The organism is Streptomyces sp. P9-A4 (assembly GCF_036634195.1).
Lineage (GTDB): Bacteria > Actinomycetota > Actinomycetes > Streptomycetales > Streptomycetaceae > Streptomyces.
Genome location: NZ_JAZIFY010000001.1, coordinates 5096616 through 5123378 on the forward strand (window position 1 = coordinate 5096616; position 26763 = coordinate 5123378).

A 26763-nucleotide genomic window follows, 5' to 3' on the forward strand; every position below is an offset into this window, starting at 1 on the left:
GACATCTTCCGGGACGACGAGCTCAGCGGGGGAAACGGCGCCGCGCCGGACTGCTCGCAGCGGTCGGCGTGGCGCCGCACGGAGCGCCGAACGTCCGCATGTCTCGCGGCACCATGTCCTCGGCCACGGCGACGCCCTTCCAGTCCCGCAACTGCCGTACGCAGAAGTCCCGCCGTCGGCCGTCGATCCCCTCGACCCGCTCCCAGCCCAGGAATTCGTCCTCACAGCCTCGCCCAAGCGAATCTCGGCCAGTCTCGTGCCCCGGCTCACCCTTCTCGGGCGGGAGTTGGAAGGGCCGCAGTACGGTGGAGCCGCGCAGGCGGTGCACCTGCATGAACAACTCCAGCACACGGCCGCCCGTGCGTCCCCCACTGCCTCAAGGGCGTGGGAGGTACCCCCAGCCCACCCTCCGGAGTTGCCGACGTGACCGACCTGTCCGCCGCCCACGACGCCGCAGTCACCGACCGAGCCCGCCTGGCGGGCAGCGCCTACAACGGGGACCGGGACCTGGCCGCCCGGCAATCGCTCTACCGGTGGCAGACGCCCCGGCACGACCTGCCCGCCCTCGTCGCCGAGCGGCTGGTGGACGTACGCGGGCGAGTCGTCGACATCGGCTGCGGCAACGGCAAGTTCATCCAGCGGCTCCGTCAGGACCGCCCGGACCTGTCCCTGCTCGGTCTCGACATCGCGCCCGGAATCCTTGCCGGCGTCCCGGGCCCGGTCGCCGTGGCGGACGCGACGAGGCTTCCGCTGGCGGCGGGCAGCGTCGACGCGGCTCTCGCGCTCCACATGCTGTACCACGTGCCCGACATTCCTCAGGCGGTCAGGGAGCTGGCCCGGGTCGTGTCCCGTGACGGGCTGGTGGTCGCCTCCACCAACAGCGACGGCGACAAGGCCGAACTCGACGACCTCTGGCAGCGCGCCGCCGGTGACGTCCTCGGCGTCGAGTGCGGGCCGGCCAGGATCTCGCTCGGCGGTCGCTTCTCCCTTGAGAAGGCTCCAGGCTTCCTCGATGAGGAGTTCACCCGCGTGGAGGTCGTCGAACTGCCGGGGACCGTCACGGTCCGCGACCCCGACCCGGTCATCGCCCACATGGCCTCGTACCGAGCCTGGTCCGACCAGCTCGATGTCCCGTTCGACGCGACCATCGACAGGGCCCGCACGCTGGTGGCCGAGCACATCGACCGCCACGGGGCGTACGAGGTCACTACCTTTGCCGGGATCCTCGTCTGCCGCCGGTGAGATCAGCCCAGTGGCGGCCAGATCCCATCGGATCCCGGAAACGCGAACGGCCCGCTCCGGGATGTCCGGGCGGGCCGTCTCGTTTGCCCTCTGACCTGGGGTCGAGCAGGGGGCGGGGAGGGCCTGGATCAGGCCTTCTTCGTCTCCTAGTAATGGGCCGGGTCGGTGACCTGCGGGGATCTTCCTTGTGGGGCGCTGACCTGGCCTTTTGCTGATGGTTGGCGATGGGTACGACGGTCTTGATCGGGTGTCCTGCGGACTGTGTGCGGACTGGCGGGCTTTGCGCGCGTCACGTAGGGCCTTGACGCGCGCGCCCTGGGTTCGCAGGGAGCTGTTAGGGCGGGCTCCGTGGAGTTTTGCGAAACTGATAGGGCCCAAGTGCTCTGAGCGCCCTCCAAGCGGCGGCTATTCCACGGTGGCGTTTCGCCCGCAGCAGTGCTTGAACTTGCGTCCCTTGCGCATCATGCATGGGCATGGGCGGTTTCTGCTGGGCCGCGGCACGGCCAGGGGGACGGTGAGGCCCACCGTCTTTCCAAGAGCCATCGCACGCACCAGGTAGGAGGGGTCGTCGGCAGTCATCCCTTGCAGATTCCGGCCCACTACGACGATCAACGATCCTTCGGTCGCCTTCCTGTACCAGCGCGGGAGGAAATTCAGAGGCATTCGGGAGAAGAGTTTGCCGTCTGGGGTCGTGATGGAGAGGAAGTTGTCGTCGAGTTGAGCCTGTGCACCACTGCCTTCGACAGTAGGAATTTCACGGAAGTCCAGCGGCTTGTCGCTCTCTGCCTCGAGCAGCTTCTGCAGATCGATGAATCCGGCCTCGCGGCAACTTGCAAGGACAAGGTCCTCGACTTGTCCGTGGCCATAGGATCCCACCCCGCCGTAGCAGTCCACAATGACCCCAGCTCGATCTCCGCCGAACAGGATGCATTCCGCTTCGAAGACGACCTGCGGTTCTTTCGGTGCCTTGCCCTTCAGTTGGAGCACCTGGGAGGTCGCACAGTGAGGGTGGGCTAGCCGCACCATGAGGCGATCCATCTGATGGTGGCTCATCAGGATTAGTTCGGCCTCCCCGGCCTCGTCGATCAACAGATTGCAAGCCGCGCATTTCTGTCGCGAGTTCCCGAAGTGGGCAGTTAGCTGGTCGCCGTCAACTTCGGCCAGCGCTTGCCGTACGGCATCCGAGATGTTGATCCTTCTCCTGCTGGTGATGGCGGTGGAGGGGTGACCGGCCTCGTGATCGGTTTTGGGGACCGCCCCCTCACTGGTCGCGCGAAGGCGAGTGCGGATGGCCTCCAAGGTTCGATTGTCGACTCTTCGATTGGTGCCCAGCAACTCGTCGATCGTGGGCTCTCTGGGATCATCCCGTGTTGAGTCCAGGTATAGCCCTCTGAGTAGCACGAGCGCCTCGCCCGCATCTGGCCAACTGCTCAATTCTTGGTGGAGGTCGAAGGCTTCGAGTGCGTGAGTGCGGGCTCGCTCGATGTCGCTCAGTGCCCAGTACGAGCGCGCCAGGTTGAGCAGGCAGGGGGCGCGCAAGGTGGCATCCTTGAGTTGGTCGATGAGATCCAGGGCTTTGCAGAAGTCAGTGACTGCCTTCTCGTGATCACCGGAGTGTCCATGATGTGCTCCGAGATTGAGATGTAGAGCGGCCTCAAGTGACTGCATCCCCAGCTGCTTGGCCAGGGGCACGAGTTTGATGATCTCGGCGACGGCCTTTTCCCTGTCCTGGCCATGAAGTCGACACACTGCGGCCATGCTGCGGGCAGTAAGGAGCACATGAAGATCCTTCTGTGTCGCAGCAAGTTCGGCGACCTTGTCGTACTGATCGAGTGCCTCGCTCCACTTCTCGTTCCGGGCCTGTACATTGGCCAGGGCCATCCTGCATTGCATGACTGCTGACTTATCGCCAGCCTGCTCACACTGGTCAAGCGCTTTGGTGATCGCCGACATGGCCTCCTTGTGGAGGCCCCGGCGTGAGTAGAGAACGGCCAGGGCGCGGGATGCCTGCGCCTTCGTGGCGGGGGATGCCTCATCCGACATCACGGAGACCACTGATTCCAAAGCCTGGGCACCCTCCTGCCATCGGCCCGCGACGAGAAGCGCTTCTCCAAGCGCAGCCCTGGCTTGGGCCAAGCCGCGTTTCTCTTCGGTCCCTTCCAATAGCTGAACTGCTTCCGTCAGATAGGTGACGGCCTCGCCGATCCGGCCCCGGTGCCAAAGGTATTCGGCGTTCTTCTGATGGGTTTGGGCGATGACGAGTGGGTTCCCCAAATGGTTGGCCATGTCTCGGGCATCAGCGAAGTAGGTTTCCGCCTCATCGAGATGGCCGATTCCACCGTGGTAGGAGCCCAAGTAAGCCAGTGACCGAGCCGCGTGTTCGTAGTCGCCGATCCCGACAGCGAGATTGGTGCACTCGCCGAGGTACTCGGCAGCCTGATGGATATCTGCTCGCTCTGCGGCCTGGGTGCCGAGCCGAAAAAGAGCCCGAACCTGTCCCTGGACATCGCCGGTGTCCTGGTAGATGGCCAGCGCGGACTCCAAGGGGTTAACGGGGGCTGAGGCTGGCCGCTCTTCCAGGGGAATTTCGGCGAGTTCCATCAAGGCTCTTGCCTCCCATTCTCGGCTTCCGACGGCTCGTGCCCGTTCGATGTCGAGGGATGCATCGTGGGCGGCCTCAGCCAAGCGGCCTGTCCTGCGCATCAGCGCAGCGAGCGCCCCGCGGTTCCACAGTTCTGTACGACTGTCGATACTGGACAAGTTCCTGCTGTTGCGGAGGTACTGGTCAGCTCGGCGCAACTTTCCAATCGCTAGGTGGGCCTGGCCGAGATTCCCCAGGGCATGGGCGAGCACGCGGTTGTCCTCAATGACTCGCCAGAACGACAACCCGTTGCGCAGAAACGGAATGGCATCCCGAGCACGCCCGAGATTGATGAGCAAGGAGCCCAAAGCGAGTTCCGCCATGTGCATCTGGTACACGTTGCCGGCCTCGTGTGCGGTCTCGGCGCTGTGCTGATAGAGGTCGGCGGCGCGCTGTGTGTCACCGACGTGGCCAGCCACCATGCCCAGGTTGTACAGAGCCAACGCTACCCATTCTCGGTTTCCGGACTGGGTGCCGGCTTCGAGCACGCCCTGATAGACCCGGCCCAGATCCTTCCAGTGGCTGCCATGCCACAGCGAGGCAGTGAGATCCGAGGCGAGAACGACGAGCGGGTCCCACATCTGGTGTTGCATGGCCAGCTCGGTCATGGCGACGGCCCCTGGGCGATCTGCGTTCAGCGTCTTCAGGGATCTTGCGTTGTCCTGCGCGGGTACCCTCGCTTCCCTGTCAGCGAAGCCGATCGACGCCGTAGCCGTCTCCACTCGAACAGCAAGCACGAGGCAGGTCTGTTTGATGACTGTTTCCCGGCGCTCTGCTGTGGTCAAGGCCGCTTTCAGACGGGCGAAGCGGTGCAGAATGTCGTGGAATACGAACCGGTCCTCGTCGATCTGCTCGATGAGACTGAGCTCGAACAGTGAGTCCAGTAGCTCCGTCGCAGCATCGACGTGGGCGTCAGTGAGTTCGCCCTGAGGTGTGATGGCGGCAGCAACCACGTCCGGGGTGATGGACATGTGCGGCAGGATCCCGAGGGTAGTGAAGAGATCTGCCTGTTCTGGGCTGAGTGCGGCGAAGCTTCGCTCGAGAACAGGCTCCAGCGCGGTCTGGCCCGCCCGCAGGGCTCGCAGGCCCCGGTCGGGACTTGTGATGTCCTGGAGAAATCGGTCGACGCTCACTCTGGGGCGGCGTGCCAGATGGGCGGCCGCGACATGCAGGGCGAGGGGATGCCCGGCGCACGCCTCTGCCAGTGCAGACACCTGCTCGCCAGTTAGCCGAGCGGGCCCGGCAACCGCCCTGACCAGCTCTTCACCATGTAGGTCGGGCAAGGGGCCGAGCTCGATAAGGTCAACAAGCCCACTCAGCCCACTCAGCTTTGCCCGGCTCGTGCACACCAATGCGAACGGTCCGTCCATCTGGAGGACCTCGAGAAGTGCCTCCTCCGAGACGATGTCGTCGATAAGCAGCAGGACCTTGCTGTCGAACAGCGCCATACGAAGCGCAGCGAGTTGCTGCATACGGCCTTCGGGGAGGGTCTCGCCGGGTCGCATTGTGCGCAGGAGCGCCAGCACCAGATCTGCGGGGTCCCCGCCCCCCGTGGTCAAGGCGAGGTCGATGTGATGCTGCCCATCTGGATAGAAACCTGCGGCGATTCGGGAAATCCGCAGTGCGACAGCGCTCTTGCCGATCCCGGGTGGTCCGGTCACCACAACGGTCGACCGGGTGTCGCCATCCTGCCTCTCGAGCAGCCTTCGTCCCTTGTCGACCTCCTCCTCGCGTCCGAACAGAGGGCGCAGTTCTCTTGGGAGGGAGGGGGGTACCTGAAGGCCGGGCGCTGGGTGGTGGCTGACGTCCATCTGCTGCACATGGTTGTACAGTCTCGCCAGCACGTCACCGGACAACACGGCATCGGCATTGGCGTGACGAACACCCTCACTGGCATCCAACAGCCGGCAGATCTTGTCGTAGTGCCAGATCTCCATGGCCTTGAGCGGGAGTTGGAGTGCCTGCGCGCACTCCTGAAGTGTCTTTCGGACACGGTCGATGCCCCCGTTGCCTGGAACCGAGGAGAGCACGACATTGCTAGCGATGAGTAGGTACTCCGGCATGCGTCCATTCCGGACGCGGTTCGAGTGCGGATCTGCCCAAGCGCGTAGCTCGGAGCTGATCTGGTTGATCAGCCACTCAGCATCCTTCGCGGTACCTTCTGGACGTTTGCGGAATTTTGCCTGCAAAACGCCATAGCCGCTCCAAGGGGCATCGGGCGCAGGGAAGTGACTCAGGCCCTGAAACGAGGCTTCGCGACCACCATCGGGGCCATCTCCGAAGATCTCTACGGACGGTCCGAGCACCTCGAGGGCTAGCGCCTGGGACAGCTCCTCGAACCGGTGCGGCCCGAGGTTGGTGAGGGCGTAATCTGCCATGCCGAGCATGATGAGGCACGGCACTGACAACGGGACCGTTCGTCTGCGCCCGAGCCGTCTCGCTCAGGGCTGGGCTCGCGACAACTGAATCTCGATGGCGAGGGCGCCGAGGGCCTCCTTCTCGGGGCCGTAGATGGTGCGGATGTTGGCGAGTTGTTGGTCGCGGGTGGCGGTCGGGTTGACGTGGGACGGGCCCTCGCCGTCGAGGAGGGCCTCGAAGTTGGGGTACTCGGTGACCCGGAGGACCTCGACGTCGCAGGTCTTGTCCGTGCCCTTGATGCGGAAGCGGATGGTGTCGCCGGCGGTGAGGTCCGCGAGGTGCGGGTACTTGACCCGCACCTCGATGGTCTTGGTGCCCGCGGCGACTAGCTCGAAGTACTGGCGGTAGAGGTTGAGCTCGCGGACGCGGGCGGTGCGGTCGGTCATCGGGAGGGAACGCTCCTGGGGGACGGTGCGGTGATCATGCGGCCGATTTCGGCGGCCGAGTACGAGCGGAAGAAGTGGCGGGGGTCGGAGAGCAGGGTCTCGGTCATGGCGAGCAGCTGGTCGGCGTGCTCGCTGACGGTGCCGGGCCACTGCCGGGTGTCGAGCATCCAGGGGGCGGCTCCCTCGGGCAAGGGGGCACGGCCTTCTCGTATGAGGGATTTCGACAGCTTGGCGCCGGTGTCGGTGACGACCTGGGGGCAGAACAGCCGCGCCGGGAGCTGGGCTCGGATGAGGCCCACGGCCCGGAGGGCCTCGTCGACGAGGTGGGAGCCGAAGACCCAGTCGCCGCCCTTGACCATGACGTGCAGAGTGCCCTGGGGGCTGGTCAGGGCGAGTTCCTTGACCAGGTTGCGGTAGAGGGTGGCCAGGTCGAGGTAGCCGCCGGCGGTGGGCGTGATGGTGACCTCGTACGGGCCGTGGTGGAGGCAGACGGCGGAGACCACCGCTGACTCGGGCCCGGTGAGGCGGACCCGGGTGCGTTCGGCGTGCTTCTCCGCCCAGCCGCAGCCGGGGCGCGGGCAGGGGACGCGGAGGTGCGGGGTGCCGGTGGAGGGGGCGAGCCACCAGCGGGCGGCGTCGATGCGGGGGAGGAGCCGGAGCCAGGTGCGGCGGTAGTGCTCGCCGGCCTGCTGCTGGGTGTACGTCTCGATACGGTGTGGGATGCCCAGACGCCTGGACAGAGCGGTGAAGAGGGGCTGGTAGAGGGCGGTGACGAGGTCGTGCAGGGCCTGCTCGCCGAGGGCCTGGGCGTAGGCGCGCTGGTAGCGGTGGCCACTGGCGGGGTCGGCGGTCAGCTCGTACGGGGCGTTGTCGAGGGCGCTGAAGAGGACCTCAGTGGGGAGGCCGAAGCGGTCGCGCAGGCGGGCCGCCATGGCGAAGGCCAGGGACTGCACGAGCGAGGTGCCGATGTGCGGGGCGCCGTTGATCTGAGTGCCGACGACCAGCACGATCCGCTCGGGCGGGGCAGCCAGGATGCGCGGGGTCAGGACGTCCTCGGCGTGGTGGAGGGTGTTGGCCAGGACGGTATTCGGCGAGACCGGGTGTGTGGTCACGTGGTGTCTCCCTGGCGGCCGGTGGTGTGGGGCGGCAGCGGCGCGGCCCCGCTGTTGGCACGGTCGAATGCGGCCCAGACGCACTTTCCCGGGCCCGTCCGCTCCTTCACGCCCCAGCTGTCGGCGGTCGCGGCGACGATCAGCAGACCGCGGCCGTCGACGGCGGACTCCTCGGGGACGCGCTGCGTCGGCCTGTTCTCGCCGCTGTCGTGGACCTCGATCCGCAGCTCCTCGTCGAGGGACTCGACGCGTACCAGGACCAGCCGGCCCACGGGCACCCCGTGAAGCACGGCGTTGGTGACGAGCTCCGAGGTGCACAGCCGCATGTCGTCGAGGCGGCTCGTCTCACCCCATTCGGTCAGCGTGGTGGCGACGAAGTCGCGAGCGGTACGCGGCGTGGTACGGCGGCGGGAGAACAGCATGGTGCGGTGCCGACCCGTGCCCGGAAGGAGATCCGGGGCGGCGTCGGTCGCCTTGTTGGTGAGTCTGCTTGCCATGGTCAACAGCAAAGCGACTTAACTCATTTGGGTCGGGAGCCAGCACGGGGACCAAGGCGGGGGCCACTATGGGGGCCAGAGGTCACGTGTTCCTGGGGGACGGCATGGGCGACACCGGGATCGGCGCCTTGCTCGTCCGGCTGCGCACCGCGCGCGGCTGGAGCCAGCAGAGGGTTGCCGACGAGTACAACGCCCTGGAGGGGCGTTCCGCGAAGACCGGCAAAGAGATTGGGCGGTACGAGCGCGAAGCGCGGGTTCCCGTTCCCTACGCCCGGAAGTACCTGGCGCAGGTCTTCGGTGTCGATGTCGCCGTGCTCGACCAAGCTGTTGCCGTCAGCAAGGGGCAGCGGGACGGGGCCGACGCCGCCGGGGTCGAGGTCGTGCCGCCGGTGCTGCCGCCCGAAGGCACTCACGTCCCTGGAGACCCGCTCTCTGAGGACGCGGTGCGGTCGGCCGAGTTTGCCCGGTTCATCGCGCAGCGCAACGCCGACGAGTTCGTCGTCGAGCAGCTGGAGGCCGACGTTGGCCGGCTCGCCCGTATTTACGTCAGCCACCCGCTGATGGAGCAGTACGTCGAGATCAAGCGGTTACGAAACGGGGTGTTCGAGCTGCTGCGTGGGCGGCAGCATCCAAGGCAGACCACCGATCTCTACCTCTCTGCTTCTCGCCTCTGCGGCCTGTCCGCGCACGTGTGCCTCGACCTCGGCGCCTACGACTCCGCCGCCACCCACGCCCGCACCGCACGGGCCTGTGCCGAAGCGGCGGGGCACGAGGGGATGCTGGCCTGGGTACGGGCCGTGGAGTCGTTGATCGCGTACTGGACCGGGCGGTACGAGCAGGCGGCCCGGCTGGCGCAGGCCGGCCGTCGGCACCGGGCGAGCGGCAGCATCGGTGCACGGTTGGCGAGTCTGGAGGCGCGGGCGTTGGCGATAGTCGGCGATTCGGGAGGTGCGCTCGCTGCCCTGTCGGATGCCGAACGATCGCGCGAGGCGATCTCGGGTGGGGACGAGGTACTGGGAGTCTTCGACTTCCCCGCGGCCAAGCAGTTCGCGTACGCCGGAACGACCCTCTTGGCCGTAGGCGGGCAGGAGCACGTCCACCGGGCCATCGTCAGCGCGGAGACGGCGATCCGCCTCTACCGCAGCGCGGACGGAGATGACCAGTCGGTCGGTGACCTGTTCGCCGCGCACCTCGACCTCGCCAGCGGGCACCTGCTCCTGGGCGACCTGGACGGCACGGAGAAGATGCTTGGCTTCGTTCTCCAGTCCGCACCGGAGCGCATGTCGGCCAGTATCGTGCGCCGGCTCACCGTTCTCGGGCGGGAGCTGGGAGGGCCGCAGTACGGTGGAGCCGCGCAGGCGGTGCAACTGCGTGACCGGCTCCAGCACACGGTCGTCCGTGCGTCCCTGCCTGCCGCCCATCCTTCGGAGTTGCCGACGTGACCGACTTGTCCGCCGCCCACGACGCCGCTGTCACCGACCGGGCCCGCCTGGCGGGCAGCGCCTACAACGGAGACCGGGACCTGGCCGCCCGGCAGTCGCTCTACCGGTGGCAGACGCCCCGGTACGACCTGCCGGGTCTCGTCGCCGAGCGGCTGGGCGGCGTACGCGGGCGAGTCGTCGACATCGGCTGCGGCAACGGCAAGTTCATCCAGCGGCTCCGTCAGGACCGCCCGGACCTGTCCCTGCTCGGCCTCGACATCGCGCCCGGAATCCTTGTCGGCGTCCCGGGCCCGGTCGCCGTGGCGGACGCGACGAGGCTTCCGCTGGCGGCGGGCAGCGTCGACGCGGCTCTCGCGCTCCACATGCTGTACCACGTGCCCGACATTCCTCAGGCGGTCAGGGAGCTGGCCCGTGTCGTCGCCCGCAGCGGGGTGGTGGTCGCCTCCACCAACAGTGACCGAGACAAGGCCGAACTCGACGAGCTGTGGCAGCGGGCTGCTGGCGACGTTCTTGGCATCGATCGTGGTCCGGCCCGGATCTCGCTCAGTGCCCGCTTCTCCCTGGAGAAGGCCCCGGCCTTCCTCGGCGAGGAGTTCAGCCGCGTGGAGGTCGTCGAACTGCCGGGGACCATCACCGTCCGCGACCCCGAGCCCGTCATTGCCCACATGGCCTCGTACCGCGCCTGGGCAGACCAGCACGACGTGCCCTTCGACGCGACCATCGACCGTGCCCACACCCTCGTCGCCGATCACATCGTCCGCCATGGCGCGTACGAGATCACATGCGTGGGAGGCATCCTCGTCTGCAGCCGGTGACGGGGCGAGTCGCTACAGCTCGTCGGTCACACTGCCATCGGGATGGTGGCGGTAGAAGTACATGCGGCGCTCGTCCGAGGGCTTCTGCTGTTCGGCTTCGTACCAGGGAACCAGGCGGGCCCACGCTTCCCTTTGCTGACGGACGTTCGCTTCCAACCAGTCCGTGAAGCGGATGTAGACCCGAGAAGGTTCGGCGTCACCCTCGGAGTAGGTCCACACCTCTGGATCGGGCCCTTCGCCGCGCAGGAACTCGAATTGGTAGCCCTGGTGCATGAAGATCACGCGATCGGAGCTGCGCAGGTGAAAGGGCTCTTGGTTCTCTCTCAGCAGTTCGTCCGCTGCTTCCCGAAGGCCGATGACGTGGGGGTAGAAGACGTCACTGCCTTGAAAGAAGTGGCCGGCACCGCCACCGACGAGGCGGAGGAAGCAGGCATAGGCCGCAGCCAGCGGAGCGGGCTGGTCCCGTTCGATCTCGTCGAGCTGGTCGGCTGACAGCCCGCGCAGTCCGTCTGCGGTAGCGGTCGTGCCGTCGGCGAGCGATGTCACCAGAGCGCGAACCAGCGCCTCGGAGAAGGTGTCTGCTGCCCCGTGCGGGGGAGTAGCAGACGCGGCTATCGCAATCTCGGACTCCCGCTGGCTCCCGCCTGCTTGGCCTTCTTCCAAAACTGCACGCGATCCCACCCCAGTACTCTGGCCGATCCTGCCCCGGCACGTCGGCCTGAGGCTAACGGACACCTGCCTCCTCGGTTCGAGTCCTCGCTAGTGCGTGGGTCGGGCCCTGACCAGGGGCAGTAGGCTCCGTCGATCATGAGCATGCAGGCCACCCCCGAGGATTTGCGGGATGAGGTACCCGGGACCGACCTTCGCGAGGCTTGGCGGATCGGTCGAGTATTCGGCCCGCCGATCCGGCGGACTTTTCGCGACGTCATCGCCGACCGTCTCTCAGGTCCGCTGCCGCCGCAGGCAGCGATGTTGCTTGAGCCCCTGGCGGATCCGCACTGGGACAGCGACAGTTTCTTCCTGGGCGACTTCTACAACGCGATCCTTCATCAGGACACCTGCCATCCGGACACCGCAGAGGGTGTCGCATTGCTCGCAGCCTTGTCCGTCGACGACCGAGTACCTCCCCAGCTCCGCTTCCAGACCGTGGTTCTGCTGTTCGAGATCGCCACGGTCACAGACCGCCACCTCGCCCAGTGCTGGCCGGACGTCCCGCCACATGCCGATCCTGAAAACGAGGGCAGGGCCCGTGACGCCGTCCGATCCTGCATCCCGGACCTGCTTGCCCGGTGGGCGATTGAATGCCCCGCAGTCCGTCTGGCGCTGGCAGGCATCGCCGTCGTCTTTCCAACGGTCCGCACACTGCCCGCACTGACCCCACGGCTTGAGGGCTTCACTGTGCAGCACCCTCAAGGCACCGACATCGGTGACTACGTGCGATTCGCCCTCGTGGTGGCCGCCGGCGACGACCAACACACCCTTACTGCAGTCGAGACGCTTACGGACGTCTATTGGACGGGCACCGCACGCAGAGCACCCACGCGCGCACGAGCACTGCACCTGCTCGGTCAGATGCTGACCGTCGTCGGAGGCACGCTCAGGCTCCCTATCGCGATGGAGTAGCGGTCGGGCGGCCATGGAGAATGGCGTGCCATGGCGCTGGTCTTGTGCCAGTCACCCGTCGAAGCGAATCCAGTCGACAGGGAGATCTGCCAGTTGGTCCAGAGCGCTGCGATGGGTCGCCCCAGCCCAGACATCGAATTCATGGCCGTCCTCGCTGCTGACATGTACGACGAGGCCAGGAGCTACGTAGAAGTGGGTGGGGGCCCACGGCCAGAAGGGGCGCAGGGGCACAGGGCGCAGTGCTTGAGTGAATTGCTCGACCTGCCCTGCCGTGAGCTTGCGGGGCAGGGCCAAGTAGTCGGCCCCCATGGAAGCCTCGAAGAGGGAGAACTGAATCAGGAACCCGCTGAGAGGTTCCTGCTCGGCGATCGGTTCCTCGTCGAATACGCGAAACCAGACGGTCGGATCAGGCTCGGCTTCCTCCATCGTCCACAGCAGTGACCAGAAGAACCCACCCTGGTTCTCGACGCCGAAGACAAGCGTCTCTCCAAGTGGGTCGCTGTGCAGGTGCGACTCCGGCAGGATCCTGTTCTGGACGTCCAGCACACTCGGCCGCCGCGTAGAGATGCGGTACAGCTGCTTCAGTCCATCCGGCAGGCGTGATGCCGAGGAGGAGAAAGCCAATTCAGTGTCGCCTGTGCTTGGATACCAGCCGGTCAGGAACTGATCGAGCGCTGTCGCCCGATCACCGTTCACAGACCCGAGCCACCCCAGACCTGGTAGGGCGGTCGGCGACGATCGTGGCCGCACCCGGTCGAGGAGGTCCCTGCTCAAGGGTGTGTCGAGGAGTAGCTCGCAGTCGCTGAGCACGCCGTCGGATGTGCCGACCTGGCTCACTTGGGCGGTGTCAAGGTGCAAGACCTCTCCTCCTGTGCGGACCGCGATGTGGATCGGCAACAAGCGGCCATCCCCGTCCCAGGGTGAACCCATCAGTCGCTCTGTGATCGCCTCAGGGGCAGGCCCGATCAGACGGATCTCCTCAGCGTTCCACACACCACTCCTGTCGCGAGCGTCGTGGGCGTCCAAGATGATCACCATGCCGCCCGGGCCCATGGCTACTTCAGCGAGCCCCACCGTGTGGCGTCCTGCTGTCACCGAGCCGCCGACGAGCGCGGGCACTCGCTCCACATCGAACGCCCGTGCTGAGGTCGCCGAAACCGCAGGGGAAGGCTGGTCAGTCATCCCTGCATCATCCTCGGTGGCCACCAGGCAAGCTGCAGGCCCCTACCTCAGCCGTTGCGAGATCAGCGATGGACTCGACGTGCGTGAGTGGCCATGGTCGTGGAGGTCGTCGCAGCCTGGACCCCGAGTGAGTTTCGCCGAGGTGAGGTTGCTGCCTGTCGGACGGGCTCGGCGCTGATGGGCCAGATCAGGACCTGGGCCGGGTGCTCTGCGGTGTCCAGTTCGCGTTCGGAGGCGGCCTGGGCCAGGAGTCGGCGAGGGTGATGGCGCGCTCGCGGTCCCCAGTCCCTGGTCCGGGTTCGTGGACCGTCCCCGCAGCACCGTGGGCAACCCGGACCGACGGTTCGGGTTCGCCGGCCGACCGACCGGAACTCTCCGCCCGGTCCTCGGCTTCCGGACCGGGTGCATGGTCCGGGTTCTCGGTCCGGTCCGTCAGGCCGCTGAGCTGCGCGTTTTCCGTCGGTCCGGATTCCTGGTCCGGGTTGACCGGAACCTCGGTCCGGGTTCCGGTTGCGGCCGCCTGCATCACGCCGTGGTCGCCATCTCCGACCACATCAAGGCCCATCCCGACAGCTCGCGGGCCATCCACGAGCAGTGCCTCCGCCTCATGGGCGACGAGCGGGACGCTCGCACGCTCAGCAGTGACATCGAGGACGGTGGTCACTACTGACAACCGACATGAAGGAGAGGCCACTTGGCCAACATCCAGAAGCGCCCCAACGGTAAATGGCGGGCCCGCTACCGGACCTCGACGGCAAGGAGCACGCCCGCCACTTCGAGCGGAAGCTTGACGCCCAGCGCTGGCTCGACGAGGTCACAGCGAGCATGGTCACCGGCCAGTACGTCGACCCGCGCGCTGGCCGGATCACGTTCGAGAAGTACGCCGAGAAGTGGGAAGGCTCGCTCATCGCCAGCGAGGCGGGCGAGCGCATCACCGACAACGCGCTGCGGCTCCACCTCGTACCGGCACTGGGCGCCCGATCCATGGCGGCGATACGCCGCAACGACATCCAGGTGCTCTTCAAGCACCTCTCCGACCAGCTCGGCCCCGGCAGCGTGCGGAACGTCTACGACGTCCTTGTGCGCGTCATGACGGCGGCCGTGGACGACAAGGTCATCGCCTCCAGCCCGTGCCGCCGGATCACCCTCCCGGCCATGCCGGACGAGGAGGTCACTCCGCCCACGGTCGCCCAGGTCGAGGCGATGGCGGGGGCGATGCCGCCGTACATCCGCGCGGCGATCGTCACCCTCGCCGGATCAGGGCTGCGCATCGGTGAACTGCTCGGCCTCAAGGTGTCGGACGTCGACTTCAAGGCCGGCACCATCCGGGTCGACCGGCAGCGGCTTCAGTCCGGCAAGATCGGCCCGCCGAAGACCGCCAAGTCCCGGCGTACGGTCCCGGTCGGCGAGGTCGTCACCGACGCGCTCCTCGCGCATCTCGCCGCACGGCCCTCCAAGGAGTGGCTGTTCACCATGGAGGAGGGTGAGCCGCTCAATTACCGGCGGTGGAAGACCGAGTGGAACGGGGCTCGCAAGGCGCTCCAGGCGGCTGAGAGTGGGGCCGCCGAGCGGGAAGGCCGTAAGGCCGTCGAGCTGCCCCACATCGTCACCCACGACCTGCGGCACTTCTACGCCTCCGCGCTCATCGCCGGCGGCGCGAGCGTCAAGCAGGTGCAGCTCGTCCTCGGGCACGCGTCCGCCGTCATCACGCTGCGGATCTACGCGCACCTGTGGCCCGGGGAAGAAGACCGCACCCGGGCCGTCATGGACGCCGTGCTCGGCGGCCTGCGGACCGGGTGCGGACAGGTAGGCGACATGGCCCGCGAAACCGCAGGTCAGAACGCCTAACCAGAGATCAGGCCTTCTTCGTCTCCCAGAAGATGCGGTCGATCTCGGCGATGAGTTCCAGCGCCTTCTCGCCCGTCTTCGGGTCCGTCGACGCCTTCGCGGCCGAGAGGGCCTTCAGGGTGTCGTTGACCAGCTGGTTGAGCTCGGGGTACTTCTCGAAGTGCGGGGCCTTGAAGTAGTCGCTCCAGAGCACCGACACGTGGTGCTTCGCGAGCTCCGCGCGCTGCTCCTTGATGACCGTGGCGCGGGCGCGGAAGTGCGCGTCCTCGTTCGCCTGGTACTTCTCCTGGACAGCCTTGACCGACTCGGCCTCGATGCGGGCCTGGGCCGGGTCGTACACGCCGCACGGGAGGTCGCAGTGGGCGCTGACCTTCACCTTGGGGGCAAACAGGCGGGAGAGCATTGAGCCGTCCTTCCTCGTGATCGTCTTCTCAGGTGGGACATTACTCGGTGAGAAGGGCGTTTTCGCGGGCGCCCCCTGGGGCTTAGGTCAAAAGTCCAGGGTCACCATGGGACTCGTGTACGAGTGGACGAGCGCGCGCACGGGCGGAGCGGGAGGTGCCGGATGAGGGAATCGGGGCGGGAGCAGGTGGCGGAGGCCGGGGCTCCGTTCGGGATCGCCGAGGTGACGGGGGTGTCGATGGTGCCGACGCTGCTCCACGGCGACCAGCTGCTCGTGCGGTACGGCAGCCGGCTGCGGCCGGGGTGCGTGGCCGTGCTGCGGCATCCGCTCCAGCAGGATCTCCTCATCGTGAAGCGGCTGATCGAGCGACGCGACGGCGGCTGGTGGGTACTGGGGGACAACCCGGACGCCGAGGGGGACAGCCGCGTCTTCGGGGCCGTACCGCCCGAGCTGGTTCTCGGGCGGGTGCGGGCGCGCTACCGGCCGCTGACGCCGGGGCGTCAGCGGTCCTGGGGGGTGACGCTCTCCTGGCTGTTCTCCGCGGTCAGGCCGGTGGGGTCCGGCCGCTCGGCCTCCTGGCGCTTGCGGGCGCGGTAGGCGGCCACGTTCGCGCGGGTCGCGCAGCGGTCCGAGCAGTAGCGGCGGGAGCGGTTGGTGGAGGTGTCGAGGTAGGCGTTGCGGCAGGGCGGGGCCTGGCAGAGGCCGAGCCGGTCGGCGCCGAACTCCGTCAGGTGGAAGGCGAGCCCCATCGCCGCGATGGCCGCGTAGCCCGCGGTCGCGTTCGAGGGGTGGTCGGCGAGGTGCATGTGCCACCGGGGGCGGCCGTCCTCGTCGAGGGTGTCGTGGCCGGAGATCTGGGGGCTGACGGGGAACTCCAGGAGGAGTGAGTTCAGCAGGTCCACGGCGCCCGTGTGGTCGCCCTCGTCGGCCGCGGTGAAGATCGCCCGCAGCCGGGTGCGTACCGCGCGGAAACGGGTCACGTCGGAGTCGGTGGCCCGGCGCGCCATCTGGGTGGCGGGGCCGAAGAGTTCGCGGATCACCTCGACGGAGGTCAGGGCGTCCTTGTTGCGGGCCGGCTCCTCGGTGTTGACCAGACGCACGGCGTAATCCGAGTAATAGGCCAGTTCCACTTGTAGTCCTTACTCCGGCGGGCTAGTGTCTCGGTCGAAAGGGGTAACGGCTGTTTCCCCTTAGAGGGTATTACGAAGGCGGGGAGGAACGGCGATGACCGGAACCGACTGGGCGGGCTGGCAGCAGAGCTGGGACCGTCAGCAGGAGTGGTACATGCCGGACCGTGAAGAGCGGTTCCGCGTGATGCTCGACATGGTCGAGGCCCTCGTGGGGCCGAAGCCCCGCGTCCTCGACCTCGCGTGCGGTACGGGAAGTATCACGGATCGGCTCCTCAAGAGGTTCCCGGATGCGACCAGTACCGGTGTCGACCTCGACCCCGCCCTCCTCGCCATCGCCGAGGGGTACTTCGCCGGCGACGAGCGCGTCACCTTCGTGACCGCCGACCTCAAGGACCCGTCGTGGGCCGCCCGGCTGCCCCACGACTCGTACGACGCCGTCCTCACCGCCACCGCGCTCCACTGGCTCCACAGCGAACCCCTGACCGCGCTCTACGGGCAGGTCGCCGGCCTCGTCCGCGACGGCGGCGTCTTCATGAACGCCGACCACATGATCGACGGCACCACCCCCCGCATCAACGCCGCCGAGCGCGCCCAGCGCCACGCCGTCATGGACCGCGCGAAGGCCGGCGGCGCCCTCGACTGGGCCGAGTGGTGGGCCGTCGCCGCCCAGGACCCCGTCCTCGCCGAGCCCACCGCCCGCCGCTTCGAGATCTACGGCGAGCACGCCGACGGCGACATGCCCTCGCCGCGCTGGCACGCCGACACCCTCCTCGCCGCCGGCTTCGGCGAGGCCCGGCCGGTCTGGGCCTCGCCCTCCGACACGCTGCTCCTCGCCGTGAAGTAGCGCCGGGGACGCGGGAAGGGGCGGTACGGGAATCCCGTACCGCCCCTTCCTCTTTCGTACGCCCTACGGCGCCTTCGTCCGGCGCCCTACAGCACCTTCGACAGGAACGCCTTCGTCCGGTCGTGCTGCGGGTTGCCCAGGACGTCCCGCGGGTTGCCCGACTCGACGACCACGCCGCCGTCCATGAAGACCAGCGAGTCGCCGACCTCACGGGCGAAGCCCATCTCGTGCGTGACGACGATCATCGTCATGCCCGACTCGGCGAGGTCCCGCATGACGTCGAGGACGTCACCCACCAGCTCCGGGTCGAGCGCCGAGGTCGGCTCGTCGAAGAGCATCAGCTTCGGCTCCATCGCCAGCGCGCGGGCGATGGCGACGCGCTGCTGCTGGCCGCCGGAGAGCTGCGACGGGTAGTTCCCCATCTTGTCCCGCAGGCCGACCCGGTCGAGCAGGCGCTCGGCACGCTCGCGTGCCACCGCCCTGGACTCGCCCTTCACCTGGATGGGGGCCTCCATGACATTGCCCAGGGCCGTCATGTGCGGGAAGAGGTTGAAGCGCTGGAAGACCATGCCGATGTCCCGGCGCTGGACCGCGACCTCGCTGTCCTTCAGCTCGTAGAGCTTGCCGGCCTTCTCCCGGTAGCCGACCAGCCGGCCGTCGACCGAGAGCCGGCCGCCGTCCACCCGCTCCAGGTGGTTGATGCAGCGCAGGAAGGTCGACTTGCCGGAGCCGGACGGGCCGACGAGGCAGAAGACCTCGCCGTTCTGCACTTCGAGGTCGATGCCACGGAGGATGTGGGCCGCGCCGTACGACTTGTGGACGCCCTCCGCCTTGACCATGGGCTGGCCGGTCATGCCGCTGCCTCCGGGGAACGCTTGAACGTGGTCAGGTTCGCCTTGATGCGCTGCAGCGGGGTGGGCGGCAGGTTACGGGTCGAACCGCGGGCGAAACGGCGCTCCAGGTAGTACTGGCCGACGCTGAACACGCTGGTCAGCGCGAGGTACCAGATGGAGGCGACGAAGAGCATCTCCATCACGGCACCCGCCGTGTTGCCGATGTTCGAGGAGGCCCGCAGCAACTCGGTGTACTGCACGGCCGAGACCAGGGACGAGGTCTTCAGCATGTTGATGAACTCGTTGCCCGTCGGCGGCACGATCACCCGCATGGCCTGCGGAAGGACGATGCGGCCCATGGTCTTCGTCTGGGACATGCCGAGCGCGTGCGCCGCCTCGGTCTGGCCCTCGTCGACCGACTGGATGCCGGCGCGGACGATCTCCGCCATGTAGGCGCCCTCGTTGAGGCCGAGGCCGAGCAGCGCCACCATGAACGGCGTCATGACGTCCACGGTCTCGTTCTTGTAGATCGGCCCCAGGTTGATGTAGTGGAAGATCAGCGACAGGTTGAACCACACCAGCAGCTGGACGTACACCGGGGTACCGCGGAAGAACCAGATGTAGAGCCATGCGACCGCACCCGTCACCGGGTTCTTGGAGAGTCGCATCACCGCGAAGAGGATGCCGAGGGCCAGGCCCAGGGCCATGGACGCGACGCTGATGATGATCGTGTTCCACAGGCCGCTGATGACCGACGGGTCGAACACCTTGTCCCACACCGTGGCCCAGATGACATCGCCCTGGGAGAAGGCGTAGATGAGCCATCCGAGGAGTACGACGACCACCACGGCACTGACCCAGCGGCCGTAGTGGCGCACGGGGATCGCCTTGATGGCCTCGTACGGGGTGCCCGAGGCGCCGGGCCCGGCCGGAGCGGCGGCCGGGTCCTTGCTGATCTTGTCAGTCATGACGACTGCCCTTCAGTGGAGCGGGGAGGTCACTTGCCGGCGTTGACGGTGGCCGACTTGACGGCGCTGTCCTCGACGTTCCACTTCTTCAGGGCCTCGGCGTAGGTGCCGTCCTTGATGATCGCGTCGAGCGCTTCCTTGACCGCGTCGCGCAGCTGGGTGTTGTCCTTCGAGACGCCGATGCCGAAGAGGCCGACGTCGCTCTGGCTGCCGACGACCTCGAAGTCGTTGCCGCCGCCCGAGGTCTTCGCGATGTACGCGGCCACCGGGTAGTCGTTCAGGTCGGCCACGGCGCCGCCGGCCTTGACGCGGGTCTGGGCCTCGGCGTCGGTGTCGAAGGCCTGGATCGTCAGCTTCTTGTCGCCGCACTTCGTGGCCTGGGCCTTGAAGGTGTCCTCGTAGATCGTGCCGCGCTGGACGGCGACGGTCTTGCCGCACAGGTCGTCGAGGGAGTTGATGCCCTGCGGGTTGCCCTTCTTGACCAGCAGGGAGACACCGGAGCTGAAGTAGTCGACGAAGTCGATGCCCTTGCCGATCTTCTTGCCGTTGTCGTCCAGCCCCTCCTGCCGCTTCTTGTTGTCCGTCATCGAGGACATGATCAGCTGCTGGCGGCCGGTGTAGATCGAGGTGATCAGGCCGTCGAAGGTGCCCGAGGTGAACTGGAACTCGACACCGAGCTGCTTGCTCAGGGCCTGTGCGATGTCGGGGTCGACACCGACGATCTTGCCGCCCTCGGTGAACTCCATCGGCGCGTACGAGGCGTCGGTGCCGACCTTGATGACACCGGCCTTCTGGATGTCGGCGGGGAGCTTCGAGAAGAGCGGGGCCGCGTTCGTGGAGGCGGAGCCGCCCCCCTTCGTCGGGCTCGTCGATCCGCTGTCGGTCTGGTCGCCGCAGGCGGTCAGCAGGACGGAGCCGGCGACCGCGATGGCGGCGACCGCGGCAAGACGGGACGTGCGGGTCTTGGCGGTCGTACAGCGCGTGGTGCGTGCGGTCATGATCGGGTTCCTCCGGCGTGTGAGGGAGATGCCAGGTGGGTCACGTACGCGTCTTCGAGTGTCGTGACCTCGTGTGATTACGGCATCTTGCCATTCGGACCGCCTCAAACCGACGGCCAAGGATGTCAAAATCGGGTAACGGGTGATGGCCGAATACCGACAGGCCGGTACATCAAGGCCGGACCTTCTACGGAATACCTTCCACGCCGCCGAAGGATTTCCTGCTTGTCTCGCCATTCGGACGAGCCGAAGGCCGCCAATCGGGTGCGGAAACCATCTATCGGGACATCGGGTGACGTGTCGTTCTCCGTCCGTGTCCGGATGCGCTCGGTATGAGTCGTGTCACCGAGTGGATACGGACTCGTCTGCGGTGCCGTCCGTCCGGTAAGAAGGATCCTTACACCCCTCATCCGGGGCTCAGGGCGCGTTGTGCGGCGCGCCCGCGCGGCTGCCAGACACGGCGGCTGCGGGACCCGCCCACCGCTCCACACCAGGAGCGGCCAACCCTCAGACGAAGCAGACTTAAGGGGTCAACCCAATGGCAGCGGAGATCGTCAATCCTCGCAATGACAGTACGGAAGGGGCTCCCGAGGAGCCCTTCGATCCTGTCTTCGCCCTCCACCGGGGCGGCAAGATGGCCATCCAGGCCACCGTCCCCCTCCGGGACAAGGACGACCTGTCCCTCGCGTACACGCCCGGCGTCGCCAAGGTGTGCACCGCGATCGCCGAGCAGCCCGACCTGGTCAACGACTACACCTGGAAGTCCCAGGTCGTCGCCGTCGTGACCGACGGAACGGCCGTGCTCGGCCTCGGCGACATCGGCCCGGAGGCCTCCCTCCCGGTCATGGAGGGGAAGGCCATCCTCTTCAAGCAGTTCGGCGGTGTGGACGCGGTCCCGATCGCCCTCGCCACCACTGACACCGACGAGATCGTCGACACCGTCGTCCGGCTCGCCCCGTCCTTCGGCGGCGTGAACCTGGAGGACATCTCGGCCCCGCGGTGCTTCGAGATCGAGCGCAAGCTCCAGGAGCGCCTGGACATCCCCGTCTTCCACGACGACCAGCACGGCACCGCCATCGTCACCCTCGCCGCCCTCCGTAACGCGGCGAAGCTGACCGGGCGGACCCTCGGCGACCTGCGCGCGGTCATCTCCGGCGCCGGTGCGGCCGGTGTCGCCATCGCCAAGTTCCTGCTGGAGGCCGGCCTCGGTGACGTGGCCGTCGCCGACCGCAAGGGAATCGTCAGCAGCGACCGGGACGACCTCACGGACGTCAAGCGCGAGATCGCCGGGCTCACCAACAAGGCGGGCCTCAGCGGCTCCCTGGAGACCGCCCTCGCCGGCGCCGACGTCTTCATCGGCGTCTCCGGCGGCACGGTCCCCGAGGCGGCCGTCGCGTCCATGGCTCCGAACGCCTTCGTGTTCGCCATGGCCAACCCGAACCCCGAGGTCCACCCCGACATCGCGCACAAGTACGCGGCCGTCGTGGCGACCGGGCGTTCGGACTACCCGAACCAGATCAACAACGTCCTCGCGTTCCCCGGCATCTTCGCCGGCGCGCTCCAGGTCCGGGCCTCCCGGATCACCGAGGGCATGAAGATCGCCGCGGCCAACGCCATCGCGGACGTCGTCGGCGACCAGCTCGCCGCCGACTGCGTCATCCCGTCGCCGTTCGACGAGCGGGTCGCCCCGGCCGTCGCGGCCGCGGTCGCCGCCGCCGCCCGCGCCGAGGGTGTCGCCCGCCGCTGACGCGCCGGACGTGACTCGAAGGGCCCTGTTCCGTACGCCGGGACGGGGCCTTTCGCGTACGGGCGGGCCTTTCGCGTACGGGCGGCGGTCCGCGCGTACGGCCGGGTCCCCGGTGTTCGGGCGGGGCTCTTCGCGTACGGGGAGGGCCCGGTGCTGTCCAGGCGACACGGGTCACAGCGGGGCGTGGTTCCCCGTCCGGCCGCCGCGCCCTAGGGTCGGGGCCATGTTCGCTGCCTACGCCGCCCGAATTGACCGCGACCAGCCCCTGAACGGCCTTGAACTGGGCGAACGCCCCGAACCCGAGGTACGTCCCGGCTGGACCACCGTCACCGTCAAGGCCGCCTCGCTCAACCACCACGACCTCTGGTCGCTGCGCGGGGTCGGCCTCCCCGAGGAGAAGCTGCCGATGATCCTCGGCTGCGACGCGGCCGGTATCGACGAGGACGGCAACGAGGTCGTCCTGCACTCCGTGATCGGCCAGACGGGCCACGGCGTCGGACCCGACGAGCCCCGCTCCATCCTCACCGAGCGCTACCAGGGCACCTTCGCCGAGCGGGTGACCGTGCCCCGCTGGAACGTGCTGCCCAAGCCGAAGGAGCTCTCCTTCGAGGAGGCCGCCTGTCTGCCCACCGCCTGGCTGACCGCGTACCGCATGCTCTTCACCAACGCCGGTGTGCGCCCGGGCGACTCGGTGCTCGTGCAGGGCGCGGGCGGTGGCGTCGCCACCGCGGCCATCGCCCTCGGCAAGGCCGCCGGCCTGCGGGTCTTCGCCACCAGCCGGGACGAGGCCAAGCGCAAGCGGGCGGTCGAACTCGGCGCCGTCGAGGCGTACGAGCCCGGCGCCCGGCTCCCGCAGCGGGTCGACGCGGTCATCGAGACCGTCGGCGCCGCCACCTGGTCGCACTCGGTCAAGTCGCTGCGGCCGGGCGGCACGCTCGTCATCTCGGGCGCCACGAGCGGCGACCGGCCCGCCCACGCCGAGCTGACCCGGATCTTCTTCCTGGAGCTGAAGGTCGTCGGCTCGACCATGGGCTCCAAGGACGAGCTGGAGGACCTGCTCTCCTTCTGCGCGACGACGGGCGTACGGCCGGTCGTCGACGAGGTGCTGCCGCTGGACCGGGCCCGCGAGGGCTTCCAGAAGATGGCCTCCGGTGAACTCTTCGGAAAGATCGTGCTGACGACGTCTTGATGACTCGTCAGTAGAACTGATGGGATCTCCCCCACCGCGAAAACGTGAACAACGCTCACTTCATCGTGCTGGAGGCCCTCCCTTGTTGCGAACCACCCTCGTGGCCGGCGCCCTCGCCGCCTCGCTGCTCGCCCCGACCGCCGCCGCCCGTGCGGAGGCCGGCGGCGACACGATCCCCGTCATCACCGACGAGTACGGCCGCACCCTCACCCTGCGCGGCTGGAACCTCACCGACAAGACGAACAGCGGCGACGCCGCCCTCTCCGGGATCACCGAGAAGCACATCCGCGACATGCGGGCGAAGGGCTTCAACCTCGCCCGCCTCGTCGTCCTCTGGGACGACCTGGAGCCCCGGCCGGGCCAGTACAGCCAGGGCTATCTGCGGAAGATCGGGCGCGTCCTGGACTGGGCCGAGAAGTACGACGTCAAGGTCCTCATCGACGCCCACCAGGACGTCTTCGGGCCCGCGTTCGGCAGCCGGGGCATACCCGCGTGGGCGACCAGGACCGACGGGCTGCCCTTCACCCCCAACCCGGACGACTGGTTCTCCCAGTACTTCGAGCCCGCCGTCCAGCGGGCCTTCACCCATCTCTACGAGGACGAGGACCTGCAGCGCGCCCAGGCCCGGATGTGGCGGGTGCTCGCCGACCGCTTCAAGGACCACCCGGCCGTCATCGGCTACGACCTGATCAACGAGCCGATGGGCGAGCTGCGGGAGGGCGAGGACCTCGCGACGGCCGCCCGGCGCATCGAACGCGACCAGCTCACCCCGATGTACAACCGGATCGCGGACGCGGTCCGTTCGGTCGACCGGTCCCACTGGATCTTCGTCGAACCGACCCCGATCGTCGGCGAGGGCGTGCCCACCGGACTCGGCCGGATCGACGACCCGAAGATCGTCTACGCCCCCCACTTCTACAACTCCGGCATGGAGGCGGGCACCGACTACGACCCCGCCGCCCGCTGGCTCGAGAACTACGAGGAGGCCGTCACTCTGTACCCCAAGGAGTACAAGGTCCCCGTGGTGGTGGGGGAGTGGGGTCCGCTCAACAACTCCCTGCCGAACATGAACCGCTTCTACCGTGAGGCCATGGCCTCCCTCGGCCGCTACAGCTCCGGCTGGGCGGGGTGGGCGTGGTGCTACGGCGGCGGCTACTGCGCGGTGGACGCCGCCGGCGCCTTCCGTGTCAACAAGGAGCTGACCGCCGAGCCGTACGCGGAGGCGGTCGCGGGCACGGTCCGCTCCACCACGTACGACCCGGGGGCCGGGGTCTACCGCCTCTCGTACGACTCCGCCGGGCGCCGCGGCCCCCGGGTCACCGAACTCTCCCTGCCGCCCGGCGACTGGCGGGTGACGGCGCGGGGCGGCGCGCTCGTCCTCCGCAAGTCCCCGGGCAGGGCGTGGGTCCTCGCGGCCCCGGGAGCGAGGGTGACGGTCACGGTCACCCGGGGCTGAGCGCACGGGCCCGGCCGGTCGGCCTATCCCGTCGGCCGGGTCCGCCGGCGGTAGCCGGGGGTGCGGGCGGGGGTGGAGGCGGTAGCCGGGGGGTGCGGGCGGGGGCGGAGGCTCGGGCGCCTCCGCCCCCGCCACCCTCTACGTTCTCGGCCGGGACCTCAGCAGTCCCGTGATGTGGAGTGCCGCCGCCGACAACTGCTCTCGGGTCTCGGTCAGTTGGTCCTGGCTCACTCCGTGGTCGCGGGCCGCGTCCCTGATCTCGTCGCGGAAGCGGTCGAGCAGGCGGTCCAGATCGCGGGCCGGGTCACCGGAGCCCTCCGTGTCCCGGGCCCACTCCGGCGCCTTGGCGAACGGCGACTCCTGGGCGGCGGCGGCCTTCGGGTGGGTGGTGCCCGCCACGAGACCGCCGAGCTGCGCCGTGATGTCGGAGAGGCCCTCCCAGACGCCCTTCGGCCAGTCGCCCCGCGAGAAGCGGTCCTGCACCTCGTCCTGCACCTGCTGGGCGACCCGCTGGAACTCGTTCGCCCGGTGGCGGGCCGACTTCGCCTCGGCGCGGGCCTGCCGGGCCTGCTCCTTCCACTCCTGGCCGACCCGGCGCAGCTCCTCCTTGGCGTCGGCGAACGAGGAGGACTCCGAGGCGCGGGTCCGCCCCGCCTCCGCGCGCATCTCGCTGCGCACCCGGCCGGCCGCCCCGCGCACGTCGTCGCGGATCTCCGCGGCGAGCTCCGAGACCGACTCGCGGATCTCGCGCTCCAGGTCGTCCAGTTCGTCCGCGCGCCCGGCCAGTTCGGCGCGGCCCGCGTCGGTGATCGAGTAGACCTTCCGGCCACCCTCGCTGGCGTGGGTGACGAGGCCCTCGGCCTCCAGTTTGGCCAGTCGCGGGTAGACCGTGCCGGCCGAGGGTGCGTACAGCCCCTGGAAGCGCTCCTCCAGGAGGCGGATCACCTCGTAGCCGTGGCGCGGGGCCTCGTCAAGCAGCTTGAGCAGATACAGGCGGAGGCGGCCGTGCGCGAAGACGGGCGGCATGTCAGAGCACCTTTCCGGACGCGGTGGGGGTGGCGGAGGGGGTCGAGCCGGTGTCCTCGTCCGGCTCGGGGCGGCGGAGCAGGGCGATGGAGCCGGAGACGGTGGTCGCCTTGAGGGTGCCCCGGCCGGAACCGAGGGTGCCGGTCACGGACTTGGCGCCCCACTGGCCGCTCACCCGCAGATCCTCGAAGGCGTTCGACACGGAGCCGCTGGTGGTGCTCGCCTCCACCTGCGCGTCGGCGGGGTGGGGGAGCCGGATGGCGACCTCGCCGGAGACGCTGGAGAGCCGGATGTCGGCGGGCGGCCCGTCGAGCTCGGCAGGGTCGAGGTCGATGACCATGTCACCGCTGACCGTCTCGGCCTTCACGGAGGCGCCCGCGCCCTCGATCACCGTCACGTCACCGGTCACGGAGCTGAACCGCAGGGCGCCGGTCACCGACTGGGCCTCCAGGCTGCCCGAGACCGTCTCGGCGCGGACCGGGCCGGAGAGCCGGAGGAGGGTGGTGCCGCCGGTGACGCCGCGCACCTCCGTACGCCCCTTGATCCCGGTCACCACGGCCTCGGCTCCGACCACTCCCACCTCGACGTCGACGCCCGCGGGGACGGCGACGGAGACGACGGCCCGGCGGCGGTACTCCTTGCGGTCGAGCCACTTGAGGACGCTCTTCCACTGCAGGTCCTCGTAGCTCACGGTCAGGGTGGAGCCGTCCTGCGACACGATCAGCGGCGGGCCCTCGATCTCGGAGATCTCCACCCGGGCGGAACTCTCGTCGGTCCCCACCACGTTCACCGTGCCGTTGACGATGCGGACCCGCAGCCGGGTCACGGGCTCAGCCGGTGTCAGCTTCGTCGGCTCGCTGACGGACCACTCTGTCATGGTGCTGACCTCCCGTTCGGCAACGCAACATATCGCGTATCTCGCTAGACACGATATATCGCGGCGAAGTGAAGTCAACCCTGACT

The 26763-nt window shown here is 68.2% G+C and carries 22 protein-coding genes and 3 pseudogenes; 11 read left to right on the plus strand and 14 right to left on the minus strand.

Annotated features, from left to right (window positions below):
* Positions 1–67: 67 nt before the first annotated feature.
* Positions 68–220, minus strand: a pseudogene (locus V4Y03_RS23165) (DUF2252 family protein); the annotation flags it as partial.
* Between the two features lie 203 nt (positions 221–423).
* Between V4Y03_RS23165 and V4Y03_RS23170 the strand changes: the two are divergent.
* Complete coding sequence (locus V4Y03_RS23170) at positions 424–1242, plus strand: class I SAM-dependent methyltransferase (RefSeq protein ID WP_332436162.1); 819 nt, start codon at positions 424–426, stop codon at positions 1240–1242.
* Positions 1243–1647: 405 nt separating this feature from the next.
* On the opposite strand, the gene V4Y03_RS23175 is transcribed toward V4Y03_RS23170, so the two are convergent.
* The 4 genes from V4Y03_RS23175 to V4Y03_RS23190 form a co-directional block, all read right to left on the minus strand.
* Complete coding sequence (locus V4Y03_RS23175) at positions 1648–6261, minus strand: tetratricopeptide repeat protein (protein ID WP_332436163.1); 4614 nt, start codon at positions 6259–6261, stop codon at positions 1648–1650.
* Between the two features lie 63 nt (positions 6262–6324).
* A complete protein-coding gene (locus V4Y03_RS23180; protein ID WP_332436164.1) occupies positions 6325–6687 on the minus strand; it encodes an ASCH domain-containing protein in 363 nt (120 codons plus the stop codon).
* A complete protein-coding gene (locus tag V4Y03_RS23185; RefSeq protein ID WP_332436165.1) occupies positions 6684–7799 on the minus strand; it encodes a hypothetical protein in 1116 nt (371 codons plus the stop codon). The genes V4Y03_RS23180 and V4Y03_RS23185 overlap by 4 nt, the downstream gene beginning before the upstream one ends.
* Complete coding sequence (locus V4Y03_RS23190) at positions 7796–8296, minus strand: ATP-binding protein (protein ID WP_332436166.1); 501 nt, start codon at positions 8294–8296, stop codon at positions 7796–7798. The genes V4Y03_RS23185 and V4Y03_RS23190 overlap by 4 nt, the downstream gene beginning before the upstream one ends.
* A 104-nt stretch (positions 8297–8400) precedes the next feature.
* Between V4Y03_RS23190 and V4Y03_RS23195 the strand changes: the two genes are divergently transcribed.
* Together V4Y03_RS23195 and V4Y03_RS23200 are read left to right on the plus strand one after the other, a co-directional pair.
* Positions 8401–9738, plus strand: coding sequence for a helix-turn-helix domain-containing protein (locus tag V4Y03_RS23195; RefSeq protein WP_443079884.1), 1338 nt, complete (start codon positions 8401–8403; stop codon positions 9736–9738).
* A complete protein-coding gene (locus V4Y03_RS23200; protein ID WP_332436168.1) occupies positions 9735–10553 on the plus strand; it encodes a class I SAM-dependent methyltransferase in 819 nt (272 codons plus the stop codon). The genes V4Y03_RS23195 and V4Y03_RS23200 overlap by 4 nt, the downstream gene beginning before the upstream one ends.
* Positions 10554–10565: 12 nt before the next feature.
* Here the strand turns inward: V4Y03_RS23200 and V4Y03_RS23205 are convergent, their stop codons facing one another.
* Positions 10566–11234, minus strand: coding sequence for an SMI1/KNR4 family protein (locus V4Y03_RS23205; RefSeq protein WP_332436169.1), 669 nt, complete (start codon positions 11232–11234; stop codon positions 10566–10568).
* 126 nt (positions 11235–11360) lie between these two features.
* Here V4Y03_RS23205 and V4Y03_RS23210 point away from each other — a divergent pair, with 126 nt between their 5' ends.
* On the plus strand, positions 11361–12176 hold the full coding sequence (locus V4Y03_RS23210; RefSeq protein WP_332436170.1) for a hypothetical protein: 816 nt from the start codon (positions 11361–11363) through the stop codon (positions 12174–12176).
* A 51-nt stretch (positions 12177–12227) separates the two neighbouring features.
* On the opposite strand, the gene V4Y03_RS23215 is transcribed toward V4Y03_RS23210, so the two are convergent.
* A complete protein-coding gene (locus V4Y03_RS23215; protein WP_332436171.1) occupies positions 12228–13358 on the minus strand; it encodes a hypothetical protein in 1131 nt (376 codons plus the stop codon).
* 517 nt (positions 13359–13875) lie between these two features.
* Between V4Y03_RS23215 and V4Y03_RS23220 the strand changes: the two are divergent.
* Together V4Y03_RS23220 and V4Y03_RS23225 are read left to right on the plus strand one after the other, a co-directional pair.
* Positions 13876–14028, plus strand: a pseudogene (locus V4Y03_RS23220) (XRE family transcriptional regulator); the annotation flags it as partial.
* A gap of 24 nt (positions 14029–14052) precedes the next feature.
* Positions 14053–15206: pseudogene (locus tag V4Y03_RS23225) on the plus strand (tyrosine-type recombinase/integrase).
* Between the two features lie 7 nt (positions 15207–15213).
* Here the strand turns inward: V4Y03_RS23225 and sodN are convergent.
* Positions 15214–15609, minus strand: a complete 396-nt coding sequence (gene sodN / locus V4Y03_RS23230; RefSeq protein ID WP_030320908.1) for a superoxide dismutase, Ni — start codon at positions 15607–15609, stop codon at positions 15214–15216.
* A 162-nt stretch (positions 15610–15771) separates the two neighbouring features.
* On the opposite strand from sodN, the gene sodX reads away from it, so the two are divergent.
* On the plus strand, positions 15772–16206 hold the full coding sequence (gene sodX, locus V4Y03_RS23235) for a nickel-type superoxide dismutase maturation protease (protein WP_317874963.1): 435 nt from the start codon (positions 15772–15774) through the stop codon (positions 16204–16206).
* On the opposite strand, the gene V4Y03_RS23240 is transcribed toward sodX, so the two are convergent.
* Complete coding sequence (locus tag V4Y03_RS23240) at positions 16110–16739, minus strand: CGNR zinc finger domain-containing protein (RefSeq protein WP_317874964.1); 630 nt, start codon at positions 16737–16739, stop codon at positions 16110–16112. The genes sodX and V4Y03_RS23240 overlap by 97 nt on opposite strands.
* Before the next feature lie 94 nt (positions 16740–16833).
* Here V4Y03_RS23240 and V4Y03_RS23245 point away from each other — a divergent pair, with 94 nt between their 5' ends.
* Positions 16834–17583: a class I SAM-dependent methyltransferase gene (locus tag V4Y03_RS23245; protein ID WP_332436172.1), complete on the plus strand. Its 750-nt coding sequence runs from the start codon at positions 16834–16836 to the stop codon at positions 17581–17583.
* 86 nt (positions 17584–17669) lie between these two features.
* On the opposite strand, the gene V4Y03_RS23250 is transcribed toward V4Y03_RS23245, so the two are convergent.
* Genes V4Y03_RS23250 through V4Y03_RS23260 form a run of 3 tightly spaced genes read right to left on the minus strand, consistent with a single transcriptional unit; the run spans position 17670 to position 20382 of the window.
* Positions 17670–18437 carry an amino acid ABC transporter ATP-binding protein gene (locus V4Y03_RS23250; RefSeq protein ID WP_332436173.1) on the minus strand — a complete coding sequence of 256 codons (768 nt, stop codon included), beginning with the start codon at positions 18435–18437 and terminating at the stop codon, positions 17670–17672.
* On the minus strand, positions 18434–19384 hold the full coding sequence (locus V4Y03_RS23255) for an amino acid ABC transporter permease (protein WP_317874974.1): 951 nt from the start codon (positions 19382–19384) through the stop codon (positions 18434–18436). The genes V4Y03_RS23250 and V4Y03_RS23255 overlap by 4 nt, the downstream gene beginning before the upstream one ends.
* Before the next feature lie 29 nt (positions 19385–19413).
* Positions 19414–20382 carry an ABC transporter substrate-binding protein gene (locus V4Y03_RS23260; RefSeq protein ID WP_317874975.1) on the minus strand — a complete coding sequence of 323 codons (969 nt, stop codon included), beginning with the start codon at positions 20380–20382 and terminating at the stop codon, positions 19414–19416.
* A gap of 538 nt (positions 20383–20920) precedes the next feature.
* On the opposite strand from V4Y03_RS23260, the gene V4Y03_RS23265 reads away from it, so the two are divergent.
* The 3 genes from V4Y03_RS23265 (at position 20921) to V4Y03_RS23275 (ending at position 24774) form a co-directional block, all read left to right on the plus strand.
* Complete coding sequence (locus V4Y03_RS23265; protein WP_332436174.1) at positions 20921–22129, plus strand: NAD(P)-dependent malic enzyme; 1209 nt, start codon at positions 20921–20923, stop codon at positions 22127–22129.
* 223 nt (positions 22130–22352) lie between these two features.
* Entirely contained in the window at positions 22353–23318 is a 966-nt protein-coding gene (locus V4Y03_RS23270; protein WP_317878410.1) for a zinc-binding dehydrogenase, read from the plus strand.
* A gap of 82 nt (positions 23319–23400) precedes the next feature.
* Positions 23401–24774, plus strand: a complete 1374-nt coding sequence (locus V4Y03_RS23275) for a cellulase family glycosylhydrolase (RefSeq protein ID WP_332436175.1) — start codon at positions 23401–23403, stop codon at positions 24772–24774.
* A gap of 138 nt (positions 24775–24912) precedes the next feature.
* Here V4Y03_RS23275 and V4Y03_RS23280 read toward each other — a convergent pair whose 3' ends face one another.
* Positions 24913–25800 (minus strand): PadR family transcriptional regulator, encoded by an 888-nt coding sequence (locus V4Y03_RS23280; protein WP_332436176.1) that lies wholly within the window; start codon positions 25798–25800, stop codon positions 24913–24915.
* Position 25801: 1 nt separating this feature from the next.
* Positions 25802–26677: a DUF4097 family beta strand repeat-containing protein gene (locus tag V4Y03_RS23285; protein ID WP_317878572.1), complete on the minus strand. Its 876-nt coding sequence runs from the start codon at positions 26675–26677 to the stop codon at positions 25802–25804.
* Positions 26678–26763 lie beyond the last annotated feature (86 nt).

Bases quoted from the DNA above. Each gene is read 5' to 3' on its own strand.
- V4Y03_RS23180 (WP_332436164.1), bottom strand. From the start codon at position 6,687: ATGACCGACCGCACCGCCCGCGTCCGCGAGCTCAACCTCTACCGCCAG.
- V4Y03_RS23195 (WP_443079884.1), top strand. From the start codon at position 8,401: ATGGGCGACACCGGGATCGGCGCCTTGCTCGTCCGGCTGCGCACCGCG.
- V4Y03_RS23215 (WP_332436171.1), bottom strand. From the start codon at position 13,358: ATGACTGACCAGCCTTCCCCTGCGGTTTCGGCGACCTCAGCACGGGCG.
- V4Y03_RS23265 (WP_332436174.1), top strand. From the start codon at position 20,921: ATGGCAGCGGAGATCGTCAATCCTCGCAATGACAGTACGGAAGGGGCT.
- V4Y03_RS23250 (WP_332436173.1), bottom strand. From the start codon at position 18,437: ATGACCGGCCAGCCCATGGTCAAGGCGGAGGGCGTCCACAAGTCGTAC.
- V4Y03_RS23255 (WP_317874974.1), bottom strand. From the start codon at position 19,384: ATGACTGACAAGATCAGCAAGGACCCGGCCGCCGCTCCGGCCGGGCCC.
- V4Y03_RS23245 (WP_332436172.1), top strand. From the start codon at position 16,834: ATGACCGGAACCGACTGGGCGGGCTGGCAGCAGAGCTGGGACCGTCAG.
- V4Y03_RS23210 (WP_332436170.1), top strand. From the start codon at position 11,361: ATGAGCATGCAGGCCACCCCCGAGGATTTGCGGGATGAGGTACCCGGG.
- sodX (WP_317874963.1), top strand. From the start codon at position 15,772: ATGAGGGAATCGGGGCGGGAGCAGGTGGCGGAGGCCGGGGCTCCGTTC.
- V4Y03_RS23270 (WP_317878410.1), top strand. From the start codon at position 22,353: ATGTTCGCTGCCTACGCCGCCCGAATTGACCGCGACCAGCCCCTGAAC.
- V4Y03_RS23260 (WP_317874975.1), bottom strand. From the start codon at position 20,382: ATGACCGCACGCACCACGCGCTGTACGACCGCCAAGACCCGCACGTCC.
- V4Y03_RS23175 (WP_332436163.1), bottom strand. From the start codon at position 6,261: ATGGCAGATTACGCCCTCACCAACCTCGGGCCGCACCGGTTCGAGGAG.
- V4Y03_RS23190 (WP_332436166.1), bottom strand. From the start codon at position 8,296: ATGGCAAGCAGACTCACCAACAAGGCGACCGACGCCGCCCCGGATCTC.
- V4Y03_RS23285 (WP_317878572.1), bottom strand. From the start codon at position 26,677: ATGACAGAGTGGTCCGTCAGCGAGCCGACGAAGCTGACACCGGCTGAG.
- V4Y03_RS23280 (WP_332436176.1), bottom strand. From the start codon at position 25,800: ATGCCGCCCGTCTTCGCGCACGGCCGCCTCCGCCTGTATCTGCTCAAG.
- sodN (WP_030320908.1), bottom strand. From the start codon at position 15,609: ATGCTCTCCCGCCTGTTTGCCCCCAAGGTGAAGGTCAGCGCCCACTGC.